The 19,997-nt window shown below is 54.7% G+C and carries 22 protein-coding genes, 1 tRNA gene and 1 pseudogene; all 24 read left to right on the forward strand.

Going from position 1 to position 19,997, the window contains the following annotated elements; all coding sequences use genetic code 11:
* Window positions 1–58: 58 nt before the first annotated feature.
* The 24 genes and pseudogenes from selA (at window position 59) to der (ending at window position 19,878) form a co-directional block, all read left to right on the forward strand.
* Entirely contained in the window at window positions 59–1,462 is a 1,404-nt protein-coding gene (gene selA, locus JMJ95_RS02600) for an L-seryl-tRNA(Sec) selenium transferase (protein ID WP_290682228.1), read from the forward strand.
* Window positions 1,463–1,466: 4 nt separating this feature from the next.
* Window positions 1,467–3,413, forward strand: a complete 1,947-nt coding sequence (gene selB / locus JMJ95_RS02605) for a selenocysteine-specific translation elongation factor (RefSeq protein WP_290682231.1) — start codon at window positions 1,467–1,469, stop codon at window positions 3,411–3,413.
* Between the two features lie 279 nt (window positions 3,414–3,692).
* Window positions 3,693–3,929: a Veg family protein gene (locus tag JMJ95_RS02610; RefSeq protein WP_290682234.1), complete on the forward strand. Its 237-nt coding sequence runs from the start codon at window positions 3,693–3,695 to the stop codon at window positions 3,927–3,929.
* Between the two features lie 83 nt (window positions 3,930–4,012).
* Window positions 4,013–4,354 (forward strand): annotated as a pseudogene (locus JMJ95_RS13910) (hypothetical protein); the annotation flags it as partial.
* Window positions 4,355–4,459: 105 nt separating this feature from the next.
* A complete protein-coding gene (locus JMJ95_RS02615) occupies window positions 4,460–4,864 on the forward strand; it encodes a hypothetical protein (protein WP_290682238.1) in 405 nt (134 codons plus the stop codon).
* Window positions 4,865–4,871: 7 nt separating this feature from the next.
* The gene (locus tag JMJ95_RS02620) at window positions 4,872–5,669 is read left to right on the forward strand and encodes a phosphoribosyltransferase family protein (protein ID WP_290682241.1); all 798 of its coding nucleotides are present in this window, start codon (window positions 4,872–4,874) and stop codon (window positions 5,667–5,669) included.
* A gap of 112 nt (window positions 5,670–5,781) precedes the next feature.
* The gene (locus tag JMJ95_RS02625; protein ID WP_290682244.1) at window positions 5,782–5,964 is read left to right on the forward strand and encodes a ferredoxin; all 183 of its coding nucleotides are present in this window, start codon (window positions 5,782–5,784) and stop codon (window positions 5,962–5,964) included.
* Between the two features lie 79 nt (window positions 5,965–6,043).
* Window positions 6,044–6,120, forward strand: a tRNA-Ile gene (locus tag JMJ95_RS02630).
* A gap of 57 nt (window positions 6,121–6,177) precedes the next feature.
* Entirely contained in the window at window positions 6,178–6,960 is a 783-nt protein-coding gene (locus JMJ95_RS02635; RefSeq protein ID WP_290682247.1) for a Nif3-like dinuclear metal center hexameric protein, read from the forward strand.
* Window positions 6,961–7,055: 95 nt separating this feature from the next.
* On the forward strand, window positions 7,056–8,051 hold the full coding sequence (trpS, locus tag JMJ95_RS02640; protein WP_290682249.1) for a tryptophan--tRNA ligase: 996 nt from the start codon (window positions 7,056–7,058) through the stop codon (window positions 8,049–8,051).
* A gap of 9 nt (window positions 8,052–8,060) precedes the next feature.
* Entirely contained in the window at window positions 8,061–8,840 is a 780-nt protein-coding gene (locus tag JMJ95_RS02645; protein ID WP_290682251.1) for a hypothetical protein, read from the forward strand.
* The gene (gene scpB, locus JMJ95_RS02650; RefSeq protein WP_290682254.1) at window positions 8,818–9,453 is read left to right on the forward strand and encodes an SMC-Scp complex subunit ScpB; all 636 of its coding nucleotides are present in this window, start codon (window positions 8,818–8,820) and stop codon (window positions 9,451–9,453) included. The genes JMJ95_RS02645 and scpB overlap by 23 nt, the downstream gene beginning before the upstream one ends.
* Window positions 9,450–10,178 carry a pseudouridine synthase gene (locus JMJ95_RS02655; protein ID WP_290682257.1) on the forward strand — a complete coding sequence of 243 codons (729 nt, stop codon included), beginning with the start codon at window positions 9,450–9,452 and terminating at the stop codon, window positions 10,176–10,178. The genes scpB and JMJ95_RS02655 overlap by 4 nt, the downstream gene beginning before the upstream one ends.
* Window positions 10,179–10,199: 21 nt before the next feature.
* Window positions 10,200–11,090 (forward strand): HDOD domain-containing protein, encoded by an 891-nt coding sequence (locus JMJ95_RS02660; protein ID WP_290682260.1) that lies wholly within the window; start codon window positions 10,200–10,202, stop codon window positions 11,088–11,090.
* Window positions 11,087–11,779 carry a (d)CMP kinase gene (cmk, locus tag JMJ95_RS02665; protein WP_290682263.1) on the forward strand — a complete coding sequence of 231 codons (693 nt, stop codon included), beginning with the start codon at window positions 11,087–11,089 and terminating at the stop codon, window positions 11,777–11,779. Before JMJ95_RS02660 ends, cmk begins: the two co-directional genes overlap by 4 nt.
* Window positions 11,763–12,401: a 1-acyl-sn-glycerol-3-phosphate acyltransferase gene (locus JMJ95_RS02670; RefSeq protein WP_290682266.1), complete on the forward strand. Its 639-nt coding sequence runs from the start codon at window positions 11,763–11,765 to the stop codon at window positions 12,399–12,401. Before cmk ends, JMJ95_RS02670 begins: the two co-directional genes overlap by 17 nt.
* Window positions 12,402–12,406: 5 nt before the next feature.
* On the forward strand, window positions 12,407–13,531 hold the full coding sequence (gene hflX / locus JMJ95_RS02675; protein ID WP_290682468.1) for a GTPase HflX: 1,125 nt from the start codon (window positions 12,407–12,409) through the stop codon (window positions 13,529–13,531).
* A complete protein-coding gene (locus JMJ95_RS02680; RefSeq protein ID WP_290682269.1) occupies window positions 13,531–14,415 on the forward strand; it encodes a YicC/YloC family endoribonuclease in 885 nt (294 codons plus the stop codon). The genes hflX and JMJ95_RS02680 overlap by 1 nt, the downstream gene beginning before the upstream one ends.
* A 5-nt stretch (window positions 14,416–14,420) precedes the next feature.
* Window positions 14,421–14,690 carry a DUF370 domain-containing protein gene (locus tag JMJ95_RS02685; protein ID WP_290682272.1) on the forward strand — a complete coding sequence of 90 codons (270 nt, stop codon included), beginning with the start codon at window positions 14,421–14,423 and terminating at the stop codon, window positions 14,688–14,690.
* Window positions 14,668–15,255, forward strand: coding sequence for a guanylate kinase (gmk, locus tag JMJ95_RS02690; RefSeq protein ID WP_290682275.1), 588 nt, complete (start codon window positions 14,668–14,670; stop codon window positions 15,253–15,255). The genes JMJ95_RS02685 and gmk overlap by 23 nt, the downstream gene beginning before the upstream one ends.
* On the forward strand, window positions 15,252–15,482 hold the full coding sequence (locus JMJ95_RS02695) for a DNA-directed RNA polymerase subunit omega (RefSeq protein ID WP_290682279.1): 231 nt from the start codon (window positions 15,252–15,254) through the stop codon (window positions 15,480–15,482). The genes gmk and JMJ95_RS02695 overlap by 4 nt, the downstream gene beginning before the upstream one ends.
* Before the next feature lie 7 nt (window positions 15,483–15,489).
* A complete protein-coding gene (gene coaBC / locus JMJ95_RS02700; protein WP_290682282.1) occupies window positions 15,490–16,707 on the forward strand; it encodes a bifunctional phosphopantothenoylcysteine decarboxylase/phosphopantothenate--cysteine ligase CoaBC in 1,218 nt (405 codons plus the stop codon).
* A complete protein-coding gene (locus JMJ95_RS02705) occupies window positions 16,704–18,539 on the forward strand; it encodes a hypothetical protein (protein WP_290682286.1) in 1,836 nt (611 codons plus the stop codon). Before coaBC ends, JMJ95_RS02705 begins: the two co-directional genes overlap by 4 nt.
* 22 nt (window positions 18,540–18,561) lie before the next feature.
* Window positions 18,562–19,878 (forward strand): ribosome biogenesis GTPase Der, encoded by a 1,317-nt coding sequence (gene der / locus JMJ95_RS02710; protein ID WP_290682289.1) that lies wholly within the window; start codon window positions 18,562–18,564, stop codon window positions 19,876–19,878.
* Window positions 19,879–19,997 lie beyond the last annotated feature (119 nt).

Below are 19,997 nucleotides of genomic sequence, written 5' to 3' on the forward strand. Positions count from 1 at the left end.
CCTTTTCTGATGCCGGGGTTTATATTTCTTTTCTCCGGAGAAAGGTGATGTTTCTTTCATGAAGGCACAGGCTACAGAAAAAAACAGACTCCGTGCGCTTCCCGCCATGGACTGCCTTCTCGGCATGCCGGGCATGGAGCCCTTTCTGGATAACATGGGCCGGGAAGCTGTGAAGACGGTCCTTGGCGAGGCCCTTGACATCCTTAGAAAAAAAATACTTGAAGGCGAGGGGGCCGAGCCTTCAGCGGAATCAGTCCTTAAACTTGCTCTTCCCGTACTTGCCGCCAGATCCGGTGGGACTCTCAGGCCGGTTGTGAACGCAACGGGTGTAGTCATTCACACGAACCTGGGCAGGTCATGCCTGGCCTCCGAGGCCGGCCATGCGGTTCTGGCCGTGGCTGACAGGTACAGCACTCTGGAATACGATCTTTCCGAAGGCAAGCGGGGGCACCGGAGCGACCACATTGAATGGCTCCTGAAGGAAATCACTGGAGCGGAGGCAGGACTTGCGGTCAACAACAACGCAGGGGCGGTCCTTCTCATGCTGGCGGGGCTGTGCGCAGGAAAAGAAGTGATCGTCTCCCGGGGTGAACTCGTAGAAATAGGCGGGTCCTTCCGTATTCCCGACATAATGGCCTTTTCCGGGGCCCGCCTCGTGGAGGTGGGATCCACGAACAGAACCCACCTGAGGGATTATGGAAACGCGGTGACGGATAACACGGCAGCCCTTCTGAAAGTTCACCCATCGAATTTTCGGATGGAGGGTTTTACCTCCTCGGTTCCGAGGAATGAGCTTGCCGGTCTCGCCAAAGAAAAGGGGCTCCTTTTTCTCGAAGACTTGGGGAGCGGGACCCTCATCGACATGGCCTCCTTCGGCCTGAAAGGGGAGCCGACGGTCTCCTCATGCATCGACGAGGGAGTGGACCTTGTGACTTTTTCAGGGGATAAAATGCTCGGCGGCCCCCAGATCGGAGGATTGGCCGGCAAAAAAGAGGTTGTGGACAGGCTGCGAAATTACCCCCTTCTGAGGGCACTGAGAGTTGACAAGATGACTCTCGCCGCCTTTGAAGCTACGCTCCGCCTTTATCTTTCAGGAAGACATCTCAGGATTCCGACCCTCGCCATGCTGAATGAAACAGGGGACTCCCTCCGGAAAAAAGCCCGGAGGCTCTCGAATAAACTGAAAATGATTCTCCCGGCAGGCACCGTTTCCCTGGCGGAAGCTGATGACGCCGTGGGCGGAGGCGCTTTCCCGGCGGAACGGCTTCCGGGATGGGCTGTAGGAATTGTCATGGAATCCCTGGGGAGCGCCGGCACCATTCTCTCTTTACTGCGATCCCTTCCCGTTCCCGTCATTGCTGGAGCAAAGGACAATATGGTCCTCCTGCACGTCCGGACTCTCCTTCCGGGAGACGAAGAAAAAATCTGCGATGCCTTCAGGGCAGTCGCTTCCGGGAGGTGACGCCGTGGACCACCGGGAAATATCCCTTGTGCTCGGTACGGCAGGACATATCGACCACGGAAAGACAACCCTTGTAAAAGCGCTTACGGGCATCGACTGCGACCGCCTCAGCGAGGAAAAAAAACGGGGAATAACCATAGAGCTCGGATTCGCCCCCCTCGTCCTCGACGACGGAAGAATTGTAAGCATTGTGGATGTCCCCGGCCATGAGCGTTTTATCCGCCAGATGGTGGCCGGTGCCTCGGGAATTGACGGCGTGCTCCTTGTGGTGGCCGCCGACGAGGGGGTAATGCCTCAGACAAGGGAACATCTCGAGATACTAAAAATCCTCGGTGTAAAGGATGGGCTTGTCGCAGTGACGAAAGCGGATTCTGTCGACGAGGATTTCCTGGAGCTCGCCCTCGAGGATGTCCGTGAGTTCCTTCGCGGTTCCTTTCTGGAGGGAAAACCGGTAATACCCGTTTCCGCAATTTCGGGAACGAACCTTTCCCTTCTCAGGGAGGAACTCGGGAATCTCGTGAACAGAATCCGCCCGAGGCCCAGGAAAGGTCCGTTTTTCCTTCCGATTGACCGGACATTCCCGGTGGCGGGCTTCGGAGTCGTGGTCACAGGTACGGCCTACAGGGGAGAAATATCCGTCGGCATGGAAACCGCAGCTCTACCCTCAGGCCGCGAAGGCAGGGTCCGCAGCGTCCAGGTTCACGGCACCGGGGTCCAGACAGCATGGGCCGGTCAGAGGGTCGCCGTGAGCATAGCCGGTATTTCTTCGGAAGAACTGTCACGGGGAGACGTCCTCTGCGCAAAAGGCGTCTACAGGGCCACGCGGTGTTTCGAGTGCGAGCTCCGGCTGCTTGAAAGCGCCCGAGAACCGGTTCGTCACTGGCAGAGGGTCCGGCTGCACATCGGCACTTCCGATGTAGTGGCCCGGATAGCCCTTCTCGAAAATCCGTTTCTCCAGCCCGGAGAAACGGCCCCGGCACAGATCGTTGCCGAGGAGAATATCGTTTGCCTGGTGGACCAGCGCTTCGTTCTCCGGAGATACAGTCCCCTCGAGACCATCGCCGGAGGGAGAGTCCTCTTCCCCTACGCGGTCAAGCCCAAGGGGAAAAAAGCCAGGATTTCATGCATCGAAAGAGTGCGGAACCTTGCCGCGGTTCACGACCCTGAAGAAAGACTCCTTGCCCTGGTCAGGTCTTTTTCAATGCTGGAGCTTTCGGATGGGGCGCTCTACATCCAGGAATCCCCCGATGAAACGACCCGGCTAGCAGAAAAGCTCAGGAAAAGGGAAGACACCGTGTTTCTCCAGGGGGGAAAAAAACTCCTTCTTTCAAAGAACTGTTTTCTTCGCCTGGCGGGGGACGTGGAAGCCTTTCTCTGGTCATACCATGATTCCCATCCGTCACAGAAAGGCGCTCCTCCCGACGTGACTGTCCTTTCAGCCCTCAAGTCCTTCGACTCGAGGACGGCAAAGGCTTTTCTCGAGGCTCTCGTATCAGGCGGTTCCGTTGTTGTTTCTGAAGAAGGGCTTCTCCGCATGAAGGATTTTCAGCCGAGGGACGACGAGACCTTTGAAAGGCGGTCCGCCGAGATCCTTTCCCTGTGCAGGGAAAGAGGATTCCAGCCTCCCGTCATTTCAGAAGCGAGAGAGAGACTCGCCATCGGCGAGGATGCCTTTTCAACCCTCCTCAACGGCATGCGGGAGACAGGCATGGTTTCCATAGTATCCGGCGAATTTCTTCTTTCAGCGGAGATAGAGAATGAACTCCTCCGAATTCTCCTCAAGGAAAAAGAAGGCGTCACCCTGGCCCGGGTACGGGATATAACAGGCAGTTCGAGAAAATTCATTCTTCCACTGCTCGAATATCTCGATGCAAAGGGCTACACCAGGAGAGCGGGAGAAAAAAGGGTCCTTCTTGCATCGAAGCTCCCCCGGGGAATAGCGGGACCCTGATATACAGGGCTCCTGGGCGGCCCGAGCTCCACAAAACCTAAATCCGCAGGTTTTTCAGGCAGAGGGAGTGTCGCCGGGCACAGCGCCCGGGGGAGAGAAACCGACACGGATGTCGGTTTCAGGTGCAGTTGTCAAGGACGACAATCTGCACCCCCCGCCCAAGCGAGCACCGGTGACACTCCCCGCTGCCTGCGGATTTAGGCAAAATACTGATATTTGATATTTTTTCATATTTATGATAAGATCTATAAAACATTTATAGTGCTGGGAGTGACCCGAATGGCGACAATTACTTCGATCCGTGAACAGGTTGCGTTGTACAAGGGATTGAAAGTCCGGTACCGGACAGCCAAGGGGCGCCGCAAGGTTGAAGAACGCCAGGGAGTCATACTGGAAACCTATCCGAACCTCTTTACCCTTTACGTCGAATCTCAGGAAAGCAAGGTATCTTTCAGCTATGCGGAGCTTCTGACCCGGGAGGTCGAACTGGAACTTCTTTCCGGAAGCAGGAACTAATCCTTTTCGAACGTCAGAAAAAAGACGCCCCGACGCCCCTGCGTGCCGGGGCATCTTTTTTGCTTTCACAAGGGGAGGCTTCTATGTCTTTTTTTGTCCAATCGGACGCAAAAATCAATATCTCGTTGCGGATTACCGGCAAACGGCCTGACGGATACCACGAACTCAGATCGGTTTTTTTGCGACTTTCAGCGGTAGAATCATTGACAATTACCCCGCAATATGATCATAATGTTCGGAACATCTTGTCCGTTTACGGAGAGAAGGTCCCGGGGAAAAATATACTTGAGGAAGTGCTGGCCCGTGCTGGGCAAACCACGAAACTACCGCCCCTTCACATCAGCCTTGTGAAGAATATTCCGCCTGGGAGCGGACTGGGCGGAGGGAGCGGAAATGCTGCCGCCTTGCTCTCCTGGCTGCACCGTATGAGCGGAAAAAAGGATCCCGGGCCTGGAGAGTTCGGATCCGACGTCCCATTCCTTTTCAGTGATGCCGAATGGGCTGCGGTGAGCGGAAGAGGGGAGATCATTATGCCGATCCCATCTCCTCCGGAAACGCCCTCGGTCCTTGTCGCGGTACCTTCATGGGAGATGTCAACCCAAAGAGCTTTTTCCCAGCTCGACAAAACATGGGGAGGACGGTTCCCCATGAATGCCGACGAGGCAGAGAAGGAAACGGAAGATCTTCTTGACGACTTACGAAACAAACGGAACGTTGGACTTTTGCCGAACGATTTTCTGCCGATACTTCATAATTTGTACCCCCGTTATTCGGACCTGTTCAGCGCTTTCGGCGAATACGGTGCAAATGGGTGGGGAATCACGGGAAGCGGGAGTGCCTGTTTCGGGCTCTTCTATGAAAAAAGCGGTCTCGGCGATTTTTTTAGAGACATGACGAGATACGACTGGATACGGAAAATTTTCTGCCTGGAGTGATGACGAAATGAAAGGACAAAGAACAGAACGGCTTATCCGTACTGCAGCGAGGTTTTTAACCTGCCCATCGAAGCAGCTTTCTCTTACATCCCTCGCCGAGGACTTCCTCGTTTCAAAGACGGTCATCAGCGACGATGTGGCGATTATCGACGAGGCCCTTTCCCGGGAAGGAATGGGAGGCATCAGCGTCGACAGGGGAAGAACGGGCGGCGCTTCCTTCGTTCCGAGAATGGCGGCGGCGGTAAAGGAATCCCTCTTGAAGGAAATAACAGACCTCCTCAACTGCGAAGAGCGGTTTCTTCCAGGAGGATTGGTCTATTATAGCGATATCCTTTTCAATCCCCACTATGCCCTCCGCCTAGGATACGCCATGGCGTCCCTCTTCAGCGAGACGAGACCGGATGTGGTCATGACCTCCGAGGTTAAGGGAATCCCTCTCGCCATTTTTACCGCTCATGCCATGGGTATTCCCCTGGCGGTGTGCCGTTTTCGGAACAGGGCGAGCGACGGATCGGCTGTTACCGTCCATTACCCCACGAAGAACGGCGACGTCAAAGCCATGTACATGGGAACCAAACAGCTTGGGAAGGGGAAGCGGGTCCTCATCGTGGACGACTTCATGCGCGGCGGGAGCACCGCGGCCGGAATGCTTCTGGTGGCAAAGGAATTCGGAGCTGAAGTCACAGGAACGGGAATCTTCATGCTTTCCTCAGACCCTGAGGTCAAGGCGGTTTCCTCCTATAAGGCCTTACTTCGGCTCGACGGCGTGGAAAAGAGGCAACCGAAGGTAGCCCTGTGGGAGTGAGCCCCGGTGACGCTCCCCGCTGAGGTGCGGATTTAGGCGGAACGAGCAGGTTTGACGGTAGCCCTCCGCTGATATACAATCCCCTTGATGGAAGGAGGTGACCACATCTTTCATGGGTGTATCTATCAATAAGGAAGAATGTATCGGTTGTGGTGTGTGCGCTCAGGTGTGCCCCGAGGTTTTTTCAATGGACGAAGATGCCGGGGTATCAAAGGTGATTCGCCCCGAAGGCGGCGAGTGCGCTCAGGAAGCTGCCGAGAGTTGCCCTGTGGGATGCATAGTCATAGAGGAGTAATCGGCGGATTTTTTAGAAATAAGGCATGCTCCTTGCATTTTCTCAGAGTCGGGGCGTATAATTGGCAACGCTTCTTTCCGGGCCTATAGCTCAAGTGGTTAGAGCCACCGGCTCATAACCGGAAGGTTCCTGGTTCGAGTCCAGGTAGGCCCACCACGAAATCGCCGTTTCCTTCCGGGGAAACGGTTTTTTTATTTGGGAGGAGGAATCCCGATGCTGGTGAAGGATCTTCTGGGGAACCTTGACGCCATGGTTCCCTTCAGTTGGGCAGAGGAGTGGGACAATTCGGGGCTCCTCGTGGGCGATCCGGAGTCTCCTGTGACGGGAGTAGTTGTATCCCTCGACCCGACTCCCGAAGCCGTGGGATACGCGGTCGAAAAGGACTGCTCCGTCCTGGTAAGCCACCATCCTCTTATCTTTTCTCCGCTGAAAAAACTGGATGTCTCCACCGCTACAGGGAAGGCCGTCTCCTTCGCGCTGAAAAAGGACATTGCCGTGATCTCCATGCATACAAACTGGGACTCCAGCCCGAGAGGCGTCAACGCCGCCATTGCCGCCGCCATAGGGCTGGAGTCCGTCAGTCCTCTTGTTCCCTCCGTCTCCGGTGCATGGGGGCTCGGAGCCCTGGGAAATCTTCCTTCAGCTTTGACAGGGCGGGAACTGGGGCAGGCAATCCGTTCCGCCCTGATGCTCTCCCGTCTCGACCTCTATGGCGACTCTCACCGTCCCGTGTACAGGCTCGCCCTGTGCGGAGGGTCCGGCGGCGGCCTGTGGGACGGAGCGAAAACCGCCGGGGCAGATGCTTACTTCACATCGGACGTGAAGTACCACGAAAGACTGGAAGCTCTTTACGAAGGGCTCATTCTTCTCATTGGAGATCACGGGGAAGTGGAGTCTTTTTCTCTCGATGCCCTGGCGGGGGCTGTTTCAGAAGCCTCAGGATTCGAGGCGTCTGTTTTCAGAAGCACGCCCCGTCTTCCTGTCGTCATTGACTGACACATTCAGCCTATGACGATTTCGGTTCAAATGGTATGATATCCTGGATTTTTTGACGGATTTTTCCGGACATTTCCCATTCGAGGTGGTTAGAAATGAACCAGCGTGTTTTCAGCGGAATGAGACCGACAGGACAGCTCCACCTGGGACATCTTGCGGGAGCCCTGACGAATTGGATCAAGCTCCAGGAAGGATATGAGTGTTTTTACAGCATCGTCGACTGGCATGCTCTCATGTCGGACTATGCCGACAGCTCCAAGATAGAATCGAACTGCTGGGAGGTTCTCATTGACTGGCTTTCGTCCGGCCTTGACCCTGAAAAGTGCGTCATTTTCGTTCAGTCCCACGTCCCCCAGCATGCGGAGCTGCACCTTGCCCTTTCCATGGTCACACCGCTCGGCTGGCTCCAGAGATGTCCCACGTACAAGGAACAGATCATCAACATACAGAACAAGGATCTCGGCAATTACGCTTTCCTCGGATACCCTGTCCTCATGGCGGCGGACATTCTTCTGTACAAGGCTGGAATCGTGCCCGTCGGCGAGGACCAGAGCGCCCACCTGGAAATCGCCAGGGAAATGGTGCGGAGATTCAACGGTTTTTTCGGCGAGGTCCTGATCGAACCGCAGATCATGCTGACCCCCACTCCGAAGGTTCCCGGGACGGACGGGAAAAAAATGAGCAAATCCTACGGAAATTCAATCAACCTTGCCGACAGCCGGGAAGAAGTTTGGAACAAGCTGCGGACCATGGTGACCGACCCGGCCCGGGAAAAACGGACTGACCCCGGCGATCCGGAAAAATGCCCTGTGTGGGATATTCACAGGGTCTTCAACAACTGTGACAGCGAAAAAGCCGAGATTGCGGAGGGCTGCAAAACCGCCGGCATAGGCTGCGTGGACTGTAAAAAGAAGCTGAATATTCACGTGGAGCGGGTCATGAACCCCATACGAGAGAAAAGAGCCTTTTATGAAAAGAACCCCGATCTTCTCGGCGACATCCTCAGGGAGGGTGCGGTGAAGGCCGGGGATGTCGCCCGGAAAACAATGGACGAGGTCGTGAACTCCATAGGATTCGTCCGGAGAGGGTAGGTCGATGAGGTGGTTCAAAACCACGACCTGAGCGTTTTTCAGGCGGAGGTAAGCGGTTTTTCCGGCCCTTTCGACCTGCTCTGCTACCTTGTTGAAAACAGGCAGCTCGATGCCGCCGGAATTTCAGTAGGCCAGGCGGTCAGGATATACGGAGCCTACCTGGCCAATACGAGGCGGGTCTCCGTCGCTGTGGTTTCTGAATTTTTAACACTGGCGGCATCGCTGGTGCTGAACAAGATACGGTCCCTTCTCCCGGGGAAAACAGCAGGGGGAGAAGACGAACCGTCCGGTATGGAAGAAATGGCCCTCGACGAGTACGATGTCGAGGGGAAACTTTCCCGGTACAGGCCCTACAGGAAAGCAGCCCTGTTGCTGTGGAACAGGAAGGAAAAGCAGGATCTCGTTTTTTTTCGTCCTTCCTCCGAAGAAGAGGGACAATCCTGGGACCTTGGCAACCTCTACGGCCTGTGCAGCCTCTGGTGGGATCTTCTGGAAGAAAAACGGGCCTCCTGTCCTTCGGGAAAGACTTCATGTATGGACAGGGATGATGACTGGGAAGGTATGCCTGTTCCTCTCCCTGATGAAGAGCAGATTGATATGAAGATTTCCGAGATAATGGGAATTCTTCATAATGTTCCCGCGGTCTCTTTTTCTCACCTTCTCGGAAACAGCAGAAGCGTGCGTGTTTTCGTCGTGACGCTTCTTTCGCTGCTCGAAATGAGCAGAATGGGGCGAATTCGCATCGTTCAGGAGGAGCTGTTCAGGGATGTGCTCATATACAGTATCTGAAGGCATTTCTGACATCGGCCGCAGGATTCAGGCAATTCTCTTCGTCGCCGGGTCTCCTGTCGGGGATGAAGAGCTCGCCTCGGTCCTGTCATTGCCTCTTTCGGTCACGTCAGGAGAAATAAAGATTCTTGGAGACTTTCTCAGACGGATCAGATCGGGCGTTCTCCTCCAGAAATCGGCAGGAGGATGGAGAATGGTGACGGCGGAGGATGTGGCCGATTCGGTCTCCCTGTTTCGCGATACAGCCCGGACACAGAAAATCCGCCTGAGCAGGGCTGCGGTCGAAACGCTGGCCGTGATTGCCTATAACCAGCCGGTGACCAGGAGCGAAGTGGAGGACATCCGGGGGGTAAGGTGCGAACGGGTTATTGAAACCCTCCTTTCCCACGGGATGATCAGAATTGCGGGAAGGAAGAAGGGCACAGGTTCGCCGCTGCTCTACAGGACAACGGACATCTTCCTGGAGACGTTCGGGCTTTCGTCCATTTCGGAACTTCCCACCCTCGAGGAACTTCAGGAACTTGCGCCCCCTCCCGAAGAAAAACCCAGGAAAGCAGATGCCCTTCCGGTGGAAGAAAACGACGAACAGGGGGAGGAGGACGATCTGCCGTGAACGCGAAGATCAGGCTCAACCGGTACCTGGCCATGTGCGGACTGGGTGCGAGAAGAAAAGTGGAGGGAATAATAGCTTCCGGCCGAGTAAAGGTTGACGGGAAAGTGGTCCTCATGCCGGCTTACCGCGTGAACGAAGAAAATGAAGTTTCCGTTGACGGCAGCCCGGTTACGCCTGAAAGAAAGGTCTACGTCGTCATGAACAAACCTGCGGGCTGGGTATGTTCCGTTAGCGACCCCTTCGATCCGGTCATTGCGGGTCTGCTTCCCGAAAAGTTCAGTTCCTTCCGCCTTTTTCCGGTGGGGCGGCTTGACAGGGAAACGGAGGGTCTGCTTATCCTCACCAACGACGGTGCTTTTGCCCAGGAGGTTGTGCATCCCTCACGGAGAATACTCAGGGAATACCACGCTCTCCTCGACAGGGAAATCAACAGAAAGGCTGTAAAAGGCTGGCTTTCCGGTGTCGAGCTCGACGGACGCCTGCTGAAGCCGGCGAATGTCCGCATCCTTGACCGGGAACCTGCGGACAGGTGGGTCTCCGTGGTCCTGGCTGAGGGAGTCAAGCGTGAGGTGCGCCGGATGGCCCAAAGCCTCGGTTTTGAGGTCGAAGTGCTTGTTCGGAAAAGAATTGGTAAAATGGAGCTGAAGGAACTCCCTGCAGGAAAGTTTGTCGAGATGTCCCGCAGGGAACTCTGGAATGCGATTCGGTTCGGGGGAAGCATTTAGGTCATTCTAGGAGGGCGGAAGATGGACGGAATTGACGAGCGATCACGGGAACTCATTAAAACACGCATTCTCAAAAAAATAAAGGAAATCAAATCTTTTCCTCAGTTCGTCGTAGAAACGATGCGCAAGCTGAATGACCCGGACAGCAGCGCCCAGGATGTGGCCGCCAGCCTTTCCCGGGATGAAGGGCTCGTGATCCGGACCCTCAAACTGGCCAATTCAGCCGCCTACGGAATTTCCAGGGAGATTTCAAGTATCGCGGAAGCCATCGCCCTTCTGGGATACAAGAATATAAGCAACATCGTTCTTTCAGCTTCGGTTTACTCCGTAATGGACAAATCCCTCTCGGGGTATGCCCTCGACAGGGGAGTCCTCTGGCGTCATTCCCTCACAGTGGCCTACGCTGCCCGCTACATTTCCCAGAAGACCAGGAAAGCCCTTCCGGAAGAAGCCTACGTCGGCGGTCTTCTTCACGATATCGGGAAAGTGGTGCTGAACGATTACGTCCGTTTCGGATACGGCATCATCGTCAAGCTGGTGGAGGAACAGCACATTCCCTTCCTTGACGCTGAAATACAGGTTCTCGGTTTTGACCACGCCGCTGTGGGAACCCTGCTGGTGGAAAAATGGGGCCTTCCCGACCCCTTCAAATTCGCCGTGGCCCATCACCATGCTCCAAACGCCCTACAGGAACCGAAATATCAATCCCTGGTCGACGTGGTCCATGTCGCCAATTCCCTTTGCCTCATGCTCGGCGTCGGACTTGGCGCTGACGGACTCCAGAGCTATCTCTATCCCGAATCCCTTGAAAGGCTCGGCATCACGGATTATGAAAACCTTATGTCCGAACTTGTGGATTTCGTCGCCCAGGCAGAAGCCGAGCTCTCGGAAATGGAGGAAGCTTTCCAATGACGGGCCGGCCGCTCATCGTGGCCATCGACGGACCGGCCGGAGCCGGCAAAAGCACCATAGCGAAACGTGTAGCCGGGTCTCTGGGGATACCCTACCTTGACACCGGGGCATTGTACAGGGCCCTTGCCTTCTTTCTCGATGCCAGGGGCATTCCGCCCGTAGAATCAGATATGCTTTTTTCCGCCCTTCAGGAGGTCTCGCTGGAAATCACCGGAAAAGGAATCCTGCTTGAGGGGAAATACGTCGGGGCAGAGATCCGCGCTCCGCGTATTGACGCCATTGTTTCGGCCTACGCATCGCTGCCCATGGTCCGGAACCGCCTTCTTGACCTCCAGCGTGAACAGGGAAAAAGAAAAGGACTTGTCGCGGACGGGCGCGACATGGCGACCGTCGTATTCCCGGACGCCCAGGTGAAGATTTTTCTTACTGCATCTGCGGAGGAAAGGGCACGGCGCCGTTTTCTCGAGCTCAAGGAGCGGAAGGAAAATGCCCGCTTTGAAGATGTGCTTGAACAGATAAGGGAGAGGGACCGGGCGGACAGCAGTCGCTCCGCTGCTCCCCTGAGGAAGGCCGACGACGCTGTCGAACTGAGTACAGACGGGCTCACCATCGGAGAAGTGACCGGCGAGGTACTCGCTATCGTAAGAGAAATCCTGAACAAGGAGAATCATAATGACGCTGTCCAATAAACTGTTTTATTTTTTAGTAAAATGGTTTTTCTACATCGCTCTCAAGGCGTACAACAGGATTTCAATCCGCTGGTTCTCGCCGCTTCCCCGCCGGAATTACATCGTCATAGCCAATCACTGCAGCAATCTTGATCCCGTGGTCCTTGGAGCTATTTTCCCCGGAAGGCTGCGTTTTCTGGCCAAGTCGGAACTGTTTGAGCCCTTTATTTTCGGGAGCATGGTCCGTGCCCTTGGCGCCATTCCGGTGCAGAAACAGGACAGCCAGAGTGCCGGAGCGGCCCTGAGGACATTTTTAAAGCTGCTCGAAGAGGGTGAAAATGTGCTTCTTTTTCCTGAGGGCGCCCGGTCCCTCGACGGGAAACTCCAGCCTTTGGAAGGAGGAGCCGCCCTTATCGCGGTCAAATCAGGAGCGCCTGTCGTTCCTGCCTTTGTCGCCGGAACATTTGAGGCCATGCCTCCGGGAGCAAAATTCGTCAAGCCGCTCCACCTGTCGGTGATTGTCGGCGAGACCATTGAAACAAGCGACTATGCAAGTCTGGGCAGAGAGGGAAGAGACAAGCTGCTCAAAAAACTGGAAGAAGAACTGGCATCCCTGGAACCCAAGGCCAGGGCCCTTCTTTGACGGCCATGCAGGAACGGACGGCGGTGCTCGCGGGACTGGAGCTCCCGGATCAGCCCTTTTCTCCTTCGGTGCTTCTGGAGGAGCTGGAACTTCTCCTCAAAAACCTCGGGATAACATCCGCCGGTTCGGTCATTCAGCGGCGAAGCCGGCCGGACCCTGCCTTTCTTCTCGGAAAGGGAAAGGCTGAGGAGCTGGCTCTCTTCTGCAAAACCGTGGGCGCAACGCTTCTCGTTTGCAACGAACCGCTGACTCCGGGCCAGAAAAACAACCTCCAGAGGACTACAGGGGTGGAGGTTTGGGACCGTCCCTTTGTCATAATGAAAATTTTTGAACTCCGGGCGAGTTCGTCGGAAGCGAAGATGCAGGTGGAGATGGCGCTGTGCAAATATGAGATCCCTCACCTGAAGGGACTTGGAGCCCAGATGTCCCGTCTCGGGGGCGGAATCGGAACCAGGGGCCCCGGAGAAACGGAATTCGAACGGCACAGGAGAAAGCTTGAGCGGCGCGTACGAGACATTAGCAAAAAACTCGGGGTGCTGAAAAGAAAGAGGACGCTTCAGCGCGACCGGAGGAAGAAAATGAATCTTCCCGTTGTTTCGCTTGTGGGTTATACAAACAGCGGAAAATCTTCCCTTCTCCGGGCGCTGAGCAGGGATTCGTCCCTGGTGGCAGAGAACATGCTCTTTTCAACCCTGGACACCTTCATGAGGAAAGTGAGCCTGCCGTCAGGAAGAGAGATCCTGCTTTCCGATACGGTGGGCTTTATAAGGGATCTGCCTCCCGGTCTCGTGGCTGCTTTCAGGACAACGCTTGAAGAAATAGTGTCCTCCGCGTTTCTCGTTTTTGTCCTTGATGTGGCGGCACCGGATTACCAGGAAGTCAGGGAAGTCGTCGAGAAAACGGTTCAGGAAATCGGCGGAGGAGATATCCCCCGTTTTTTTGCACTAAACAAATGCGATCTTCTTGATCCGGATAAAAAACAGGCTGTAGAGGAGAGATTCCGGGAAACAGGAGAAGCCGCCGTTTCAATCAGTGCCCTTTCCGGAACCGGTCTGCCCGAACTGCTCGCGACTCTTGACGCCTTTCTCCAAAAGACTGAGACGATTTCCAGAGAAAGGAATGGGGACTGATGATACGAAGCATGACGGGATTTACGAGGGAAAGCAGAAACTTCGAATGGGGCACTCTCACGGTTGAGATTTCGTCGGTAAACCACAGGTACCAGGAACTTTCGATCCGACTGCCGAGGGAACTGGCTTCCTTCGAATCGGCAATCGGCGGTCTTCTCCGTTCCGGCCTGGGACGGGGAAAGATACGATTTTTCGCCGAAATCAGCTGGGCCCCGAGGTACAAGGCCCTTGCCATTGACGGAGAGGTCCTCCGCAATTATTATACCCAGATCCTCTCTCTTTCCGATGAACTCGGTACCGGGCAGAAACCAGGGCTTCCGTCACTCCTCTCCCTTCCGGGCGTTCTCGAATCGCCCTCTGTTCTCTCCATGGTGGAGGCTCAGGTGGGCGGAGCCCTGGAAGAAATCGTCGGGGCGTGTATAAAGAGCCTCGCCGGGATGCGCGAAAAAGAAGGAGAGAACCTGCGGCGGGCGGTGGAGGAGTATCTTGACTCCTTTGAAACCCTCGTCGGTTCCATCGAGAAATACTGGACAGGGAAAAAAGAGGAGCTCTTCGAAGAACTCCGGAAACGGGTCACTCTTCTGCTCGAAGGAGTGGCCAACGAGGCCGACCAGGGACGGGTAGCCCAGGAACTCGCTCTCATGGGGGACAAATGGGACATCTCCGAGGAATTTGTCCGATCCGGGAGTCATTGCAGACAATTCCGCGCTATCCTTGCAGGTCCCTCTTCAGAGGGAAGGAAACTTGATTTCCTGATTCAGGAAATGAACCGGGAAGTCAATACCATGGGCTCCAAAATTACCGATGCCGAACTCCGTTGGATGGTGGTGGAGGCAAAGACTCTTCTGGAGAAAATCCGGGAACAGGTTCAAAACGTGGAGTGAGGGCGATGACCGCAAAACTGGTTCATATAGGATTCGGCAATATGATCGTAGGGGAGAGGATCGTGGCCATTATTCATCCGACCTCAGCCCCGATAAAACGTCTCAAGGAAGAAGCGAAGGAACAAGGCAGGCTCATCGACGCCACACAGGGCCGGAAGACAAGGGCAATACTGGTTACCGACAGCAACCATGTGGTGCTGTCGGCCATTCAGCCCGAGACAATCGTGAACAGATTCGAGGAAAATACAGAGGATGAATCGCTCGGACAGGGGTAAGCTCTTTGTCCTTTCCGGCCCGAGCGGTGCCGGCAAGGGGACGCTGCGGAAAAAAGTCTTCGAAACGGTGCAGGGCATCAGATTTTCGATCTCATGCACCACGAGACCTCCCAGGAAGGGAGAGAAGGACGGAACAGACTACCGGTTCATTTCTGAAGAGGCCTTTCTTTCCCTTCTGAAGGAGGACAAGTTTCTCGAACATGCGAAAGTGCATGGTCATTACTATGGCACCCTGAGGGACGACGTGGAAAAGGCCCTTTCAGAAGGCTATGATATGGTGCTTGAAATTGACGTACAGGGGGCTTTTCAGATCAGGGAAAAAATGCCCGAGAGCATCCTCGTGTTCGTCTCTCCTCCTTCTCTTGAAGAACTTGAACACCGCCTGATGGAAAGGGGAACGGAAAGCGTGGAAAATCTCCGGCTTAGGCTCGACAATGCCAGGCTTGAGATGATGAAAGCCAAAGATTATGATTACGTTATAATAAACGATGATGCCGAACGGGCTTCCGAAGAGCTGAAGTCCATAATTATCGGCTGCAGATCTAACAGGGGGGAACGAAAATGATTTTTTACGATTTGGATTCTCTGGCCCAGAAACAGGGCATAAATAACAAGTATCTTCTCACCGCCGCAGTGGCTGCCCGTGCCCGTGCTCTCAGTGAGCAGAAAGGGCGCACCCTGGATGAAGACAATGAAAAATTCATCTCCACAGCTCTTCAGGAGTTTGATCTCGGTACAGTCCGCCTCTCCCTGGAACAAGAAACCGCCTCGGAGAACGGCGCCGATTCATGATCCGGCCATGCCCGATTGGAAGCGGAACAGAAAAGTAGTACTCGGCATAACAGGAGGCATTTCCGCCTATAAAGCGCCGGAGATCGTCCGGGCTCTCGTCAAATCCGGGTGCGACGTGGAGGTTGTGCTAACCTCCGACGGTGAAAAGTTCGTCAGCCCCATGGTGCTTTCCACGCTGGCCGGCAAGCGTGTCTGGAGACAATCCGACTTCCTTTCCGACGACACGGGGTGGAAAATCCCCCATATAACACTGGCGGACTGGGCGGATGTGATCATTGTCGCCCCCTGTACAGCGGAAACGCTGTCGAACATGGCGAGGGGAGCGGGAAAGGAACTTCTCTGCTCCCTACTCCTTGCTGCCGGGTCGCCAGTAGTGGTTTTCCCGGCCATGAACGTGAACATGTTCAATCATCCGGCAACGGCCAGGAACATTGAAATCCTGAAAGAAACAGGAATCATCATTGCCGACCCGGAAACGGGAAGCCTGGCATGCGGATACGAGGGAAAGGGAAGACTCCCCTCCGTGGAGGTCATACTGGAGGAAATGTGGAAAGCCCTGTGCCCCTCAAAGAAGCTCGAGGGGAAAAATGTCCTCGTCACCGCCGGGCCCACCCGGGAATTCCTGGACCCTGTCCGTTTTCTCAGCAACCCAAGCACGGGGAAGATGGGGTATGCCATGGCAAGATCCGCCTGGTACCGCGGCGCCTCGATAACGTTTGTTCATGGTCCCGCAGTATTTTCCAACCTCGGCGGTTTTGACGTCAAATCCGTCGTGTCCGCGGAGGAGATGAAGCGGACGGTCTTGTCCCTTTCAGAAGAGATGGACTATATCGTAAAGGCAGCCGCTGTCGGTGATTTCAGGGCAGCCTCTTTCAGCGACAGGAAAATAAAGCGGGCGAATGTCGATACCCTCACGGTAGACCTGGTTCAGAACACGGACATAGCCGCTGCGCTCGGGGAACGGAAGCGACAGGGCCAGATCCTTGTCGGATTCGCAGCGGAAAGCCATGATCTGCTCCTCAACGCCTCTGAAAAAATGAGGCGCAAAAATCTCGATTTTATTGTCGCCAATGATATTACAGCTTCAGGTTCAGGTTTCGGGACCGAGACCAACACTGTCAAACTTCTTTCAGTTGACGGGAGCGCCGAAGAATTCTCCGGAACAAAGGAGGATGTGGCCGAAAGCGTGTGGAGCAGAATTCTTGAAGAGGACTGGCTTCTGTGAATACTGCGGGGGCTTCGTGCTTCTGCAACGTCATCGTCCCGGGGCCATGGTGGAATCTTCTGACCTACGAACTGCCTTCTCCTCGTCGCCGGGGAAGCCGCCTGAGAATACCCTTGGGAAGGGGAACACGGTTCGGAATAATTGAATCGTGTTTTGCCGCTCTTCCTGAAGAGAACGGATTTACCGTTCGTCAGGCGGAACCTTTTTGCGACGGCGCCCCCCTGCTGCCGGAAGAGAATGTCGAACTCCTCGACTGGACGGGAAAAACATTCCTCTGCGGTGCAGGCGAGGTTCTGAAGATGGCGGTTCCTCCCGCCATTCTTTCTTCCCCCGCCGCACTTGAAGACTTCGCTCCCCTCGACGGGCCGGCGCCGGAGAACCCAGGCCGGTACGAAGAGTTATTTCTTTACGAATGTGATACAGTCACCCGCTGGAAAAAACTGCAGGAATCCCTGGACAACGGTTATCCCTTTCTGGCCCTCTTCCCGGAACAGAGGCTGGCCACAGCGTTTTTTGATTTTCTTTCACCTGCTCTCAGAGAATCTTCTCTTCTGTGGCCCGCTACTGGCGGTAAAAAACTACAGAATGCATGGATTACTGCTCGAAAGGGCGGAGCAAGAGGCATAATCGGAGGCCCCGGCGCCGTTTTCGCTCCTCTGGAACATATCCGGTCCGTCATTGTGGATGAAGAAAGCAGCGGCGCTTACAGGACCTACAGGCGCCCCTTTCTCAACATCAGGTCGGTTGCCGCAAGAAAAGCCCTTCTGGCAAAGGCGGCTCTCACCATGTCAGGACGGCTGCCCTCCTCGAGAGTCTATCTCCGGGGAAAACCGAAGTGCACCAGGCGCCCTTCACGGGAATCCGTAAAATTCGTTGATCTTAAAAACAGCCTTTCTTCGGAATTTCAGGGCATTTCGGGCTCCCTTCCCCTTTCCGCCGCTCTTTTCTCTGAAACATCGCGGGTTCTCTCCGCTGGAAAGACGGCCCTCTGGCTTCTGGACAGGAAAGGTTATGCCGGGGAGGTGGCCTGTGAGGAATGCGGGAACCCTATTTTATGCAGTGTCTGCGGCCGGGTGGCAGCCTGGGAGGAAAAACGGCAAAGGCTCCGGTGCTCATCCTGCGGCAGGATTTTCCCCCTTCCCGAGACCTGCCCCTCATGCAGGGGAGTCCTTCTCACCGGGAAACGTCCAGGTCTTGAGGCCCTCCTTCCGGTCGCCCGGGCGACAGCGTCCGATGAAAAACCGGTATTTATCTGGGATGGAACGAAAATCTCAGGGAAGAAGGCGGACCATAACCTCAGGAAGGAACTCTCCGAGGGAGGCATTGTCCTTGGAACCCGTTCCGCCCTGGCACTGTGCGACACGACTGACGTAGGATTTTCCGCCTGGATTGATGCCGACAGCGAGGTGCGGAACGTTTCGTTTCAGGCTAAATTCACGGCCTATTCCATGATATGGGAATCTCTCTGGAGAGGGAACCCGGAGGGACGCACGGTTCTGCTCCAGAGCAGACGTCCCGGCAGCGGATGGCAGAAAGGGATCCTGCTCGGCTGGGATCATTTCTGGAACGATGAACTCCGTGAAAGAAAGGAATTGGAGCTGCCTCCTTTTTCTTTTCTCCTGGAGATCAAGTGTCCTTCCCAGCGCCTGAAAGAGAGTATAATGGCACAACTGAAGGAAACCGGGCTGTGCCCGATGGATCCGGGAGAACCGCCTCTTGTCTTCTGGGTTACGGTTTCTTCACCGGCCAGGGTTTGGAATGCCCTTGCTCCTTTTTATTCCATAGGAAACTCCAGGACCGGTTTTCCCGAAATTACCGTCTGGATAGATTGAGCCCAAGGAGGAAATAGTATCCATGCCAGTAGTATCCATCATCGGAAGACCGAATGTCGGCAAATCAACTCTTTTCAACCGGCTTATCGGCCATCGGGAAGCAATCGTCGACGATATGCCGGGGGTGACCAGGGACAGGCTGTACGGCGAAGCGGAGTGGAAAGAAAGAAAGTTTTACGTTATCGACACTGGGGGCTTTCTTGCCAAGGATGAAAACGCTTTCGTCCATGGCATGAGACAGCAGGTTGGGACGGCCGTAGCCGAAAGCGATCTCGTCCTTTTCGTCATCAATGGAAGGGAAGGCCCTACGTGGATGGACGAAGACGTGGCGGACATGCTGAGGAAATCCGGAAAGCCGGTTATTGTCGTTGCAAACAAAATTGATGATGGAATCCACGAGGACTCCGTCTTTCAGGCCTACTCACTGGGTTTTGAAGATGTCATCGGTGTCAGCGCCGAACATAAACGGTATATTTACGACCTTATGGACCTCATTCTTGAAAAGATTCCCAAAGATGAACCGGCTCCCCAGGATGAAAGTGCCGTGAGAGTCGCCATCGTAGGCAGACCGAACGTGGGAAAATCAAGTATCCTCAACCGCCTCGCAGGGGAAGAGAGGGCACTGGTGAGCGATATCCCCGGAACAACCAGGGACGCCATCGACACCCTGGTCAGGATTGACGAAACCACATTCAGGCTGATCGACACCGCCGGCCTGAGGAGAAAAAGCCGGGTCGAGGACAATATAGAATATTATTCCTACGTCAGAACCCTCCAGGCCATCGACAGGTGTGATGTTGCCCTCCTCGTCATGGATGCCGGGGAACCCTTTACCGACCAGGACAAAAAACTTGCAGGGGAAATCATCGAACGGGGAAAAGGGATAGTGCTGCTTCTGAACAAATGGGATCTCCTCGGCAAGAAAGATACCCTCGGAGATTCCATGAAAAAGAAGATGAAGGATGAAATGGTCTTCGTTTCCCATGCCCCTGTGCTTTTCGTCTCTGCCCTTACGGGCAGAGGGATGCAGAAAATATCGGACGTTGTGATCAAAGTGTTTGAAAACCGGAAGAAACGGATCAAAACCACTTTATTAAACAGGCTTCTCCGTGATATCCTCGCTTTTGACAGGCTGCCGACCGACAACAGGGGGAGAGCTTTCAAGATTTTCTATTGTACTCAGGCAGAGATAGAGCCGCCCACGTTTATCTTTTTTGTGAACTATCCGGAACTGGCGGAAAAGGCTTTTGAAAACCACATAGAAAACGAACTGCGTGAACTGGAAAACTTCGAAGGGGTGCCACTTCGCATTTTCTGGCGTGGGAAAGAGGAAAAATGAAGTTTAATGCTTGACCAGAACTGGACTTACTGCTAATAATAAACGTAATGATGGTTCGGACCTGAGTTGGCTTTATTTTACTCGAACCTGTACCATATTTTAATCCAGAGGAGGCTGTA

The organism is Aminivibrio sp., assembly GCF_016756745.1.
GTDB lineage: Bacteria > Synergistota > Synergistia > Synergistales > Aminobacteriaceae > Aminivibrio.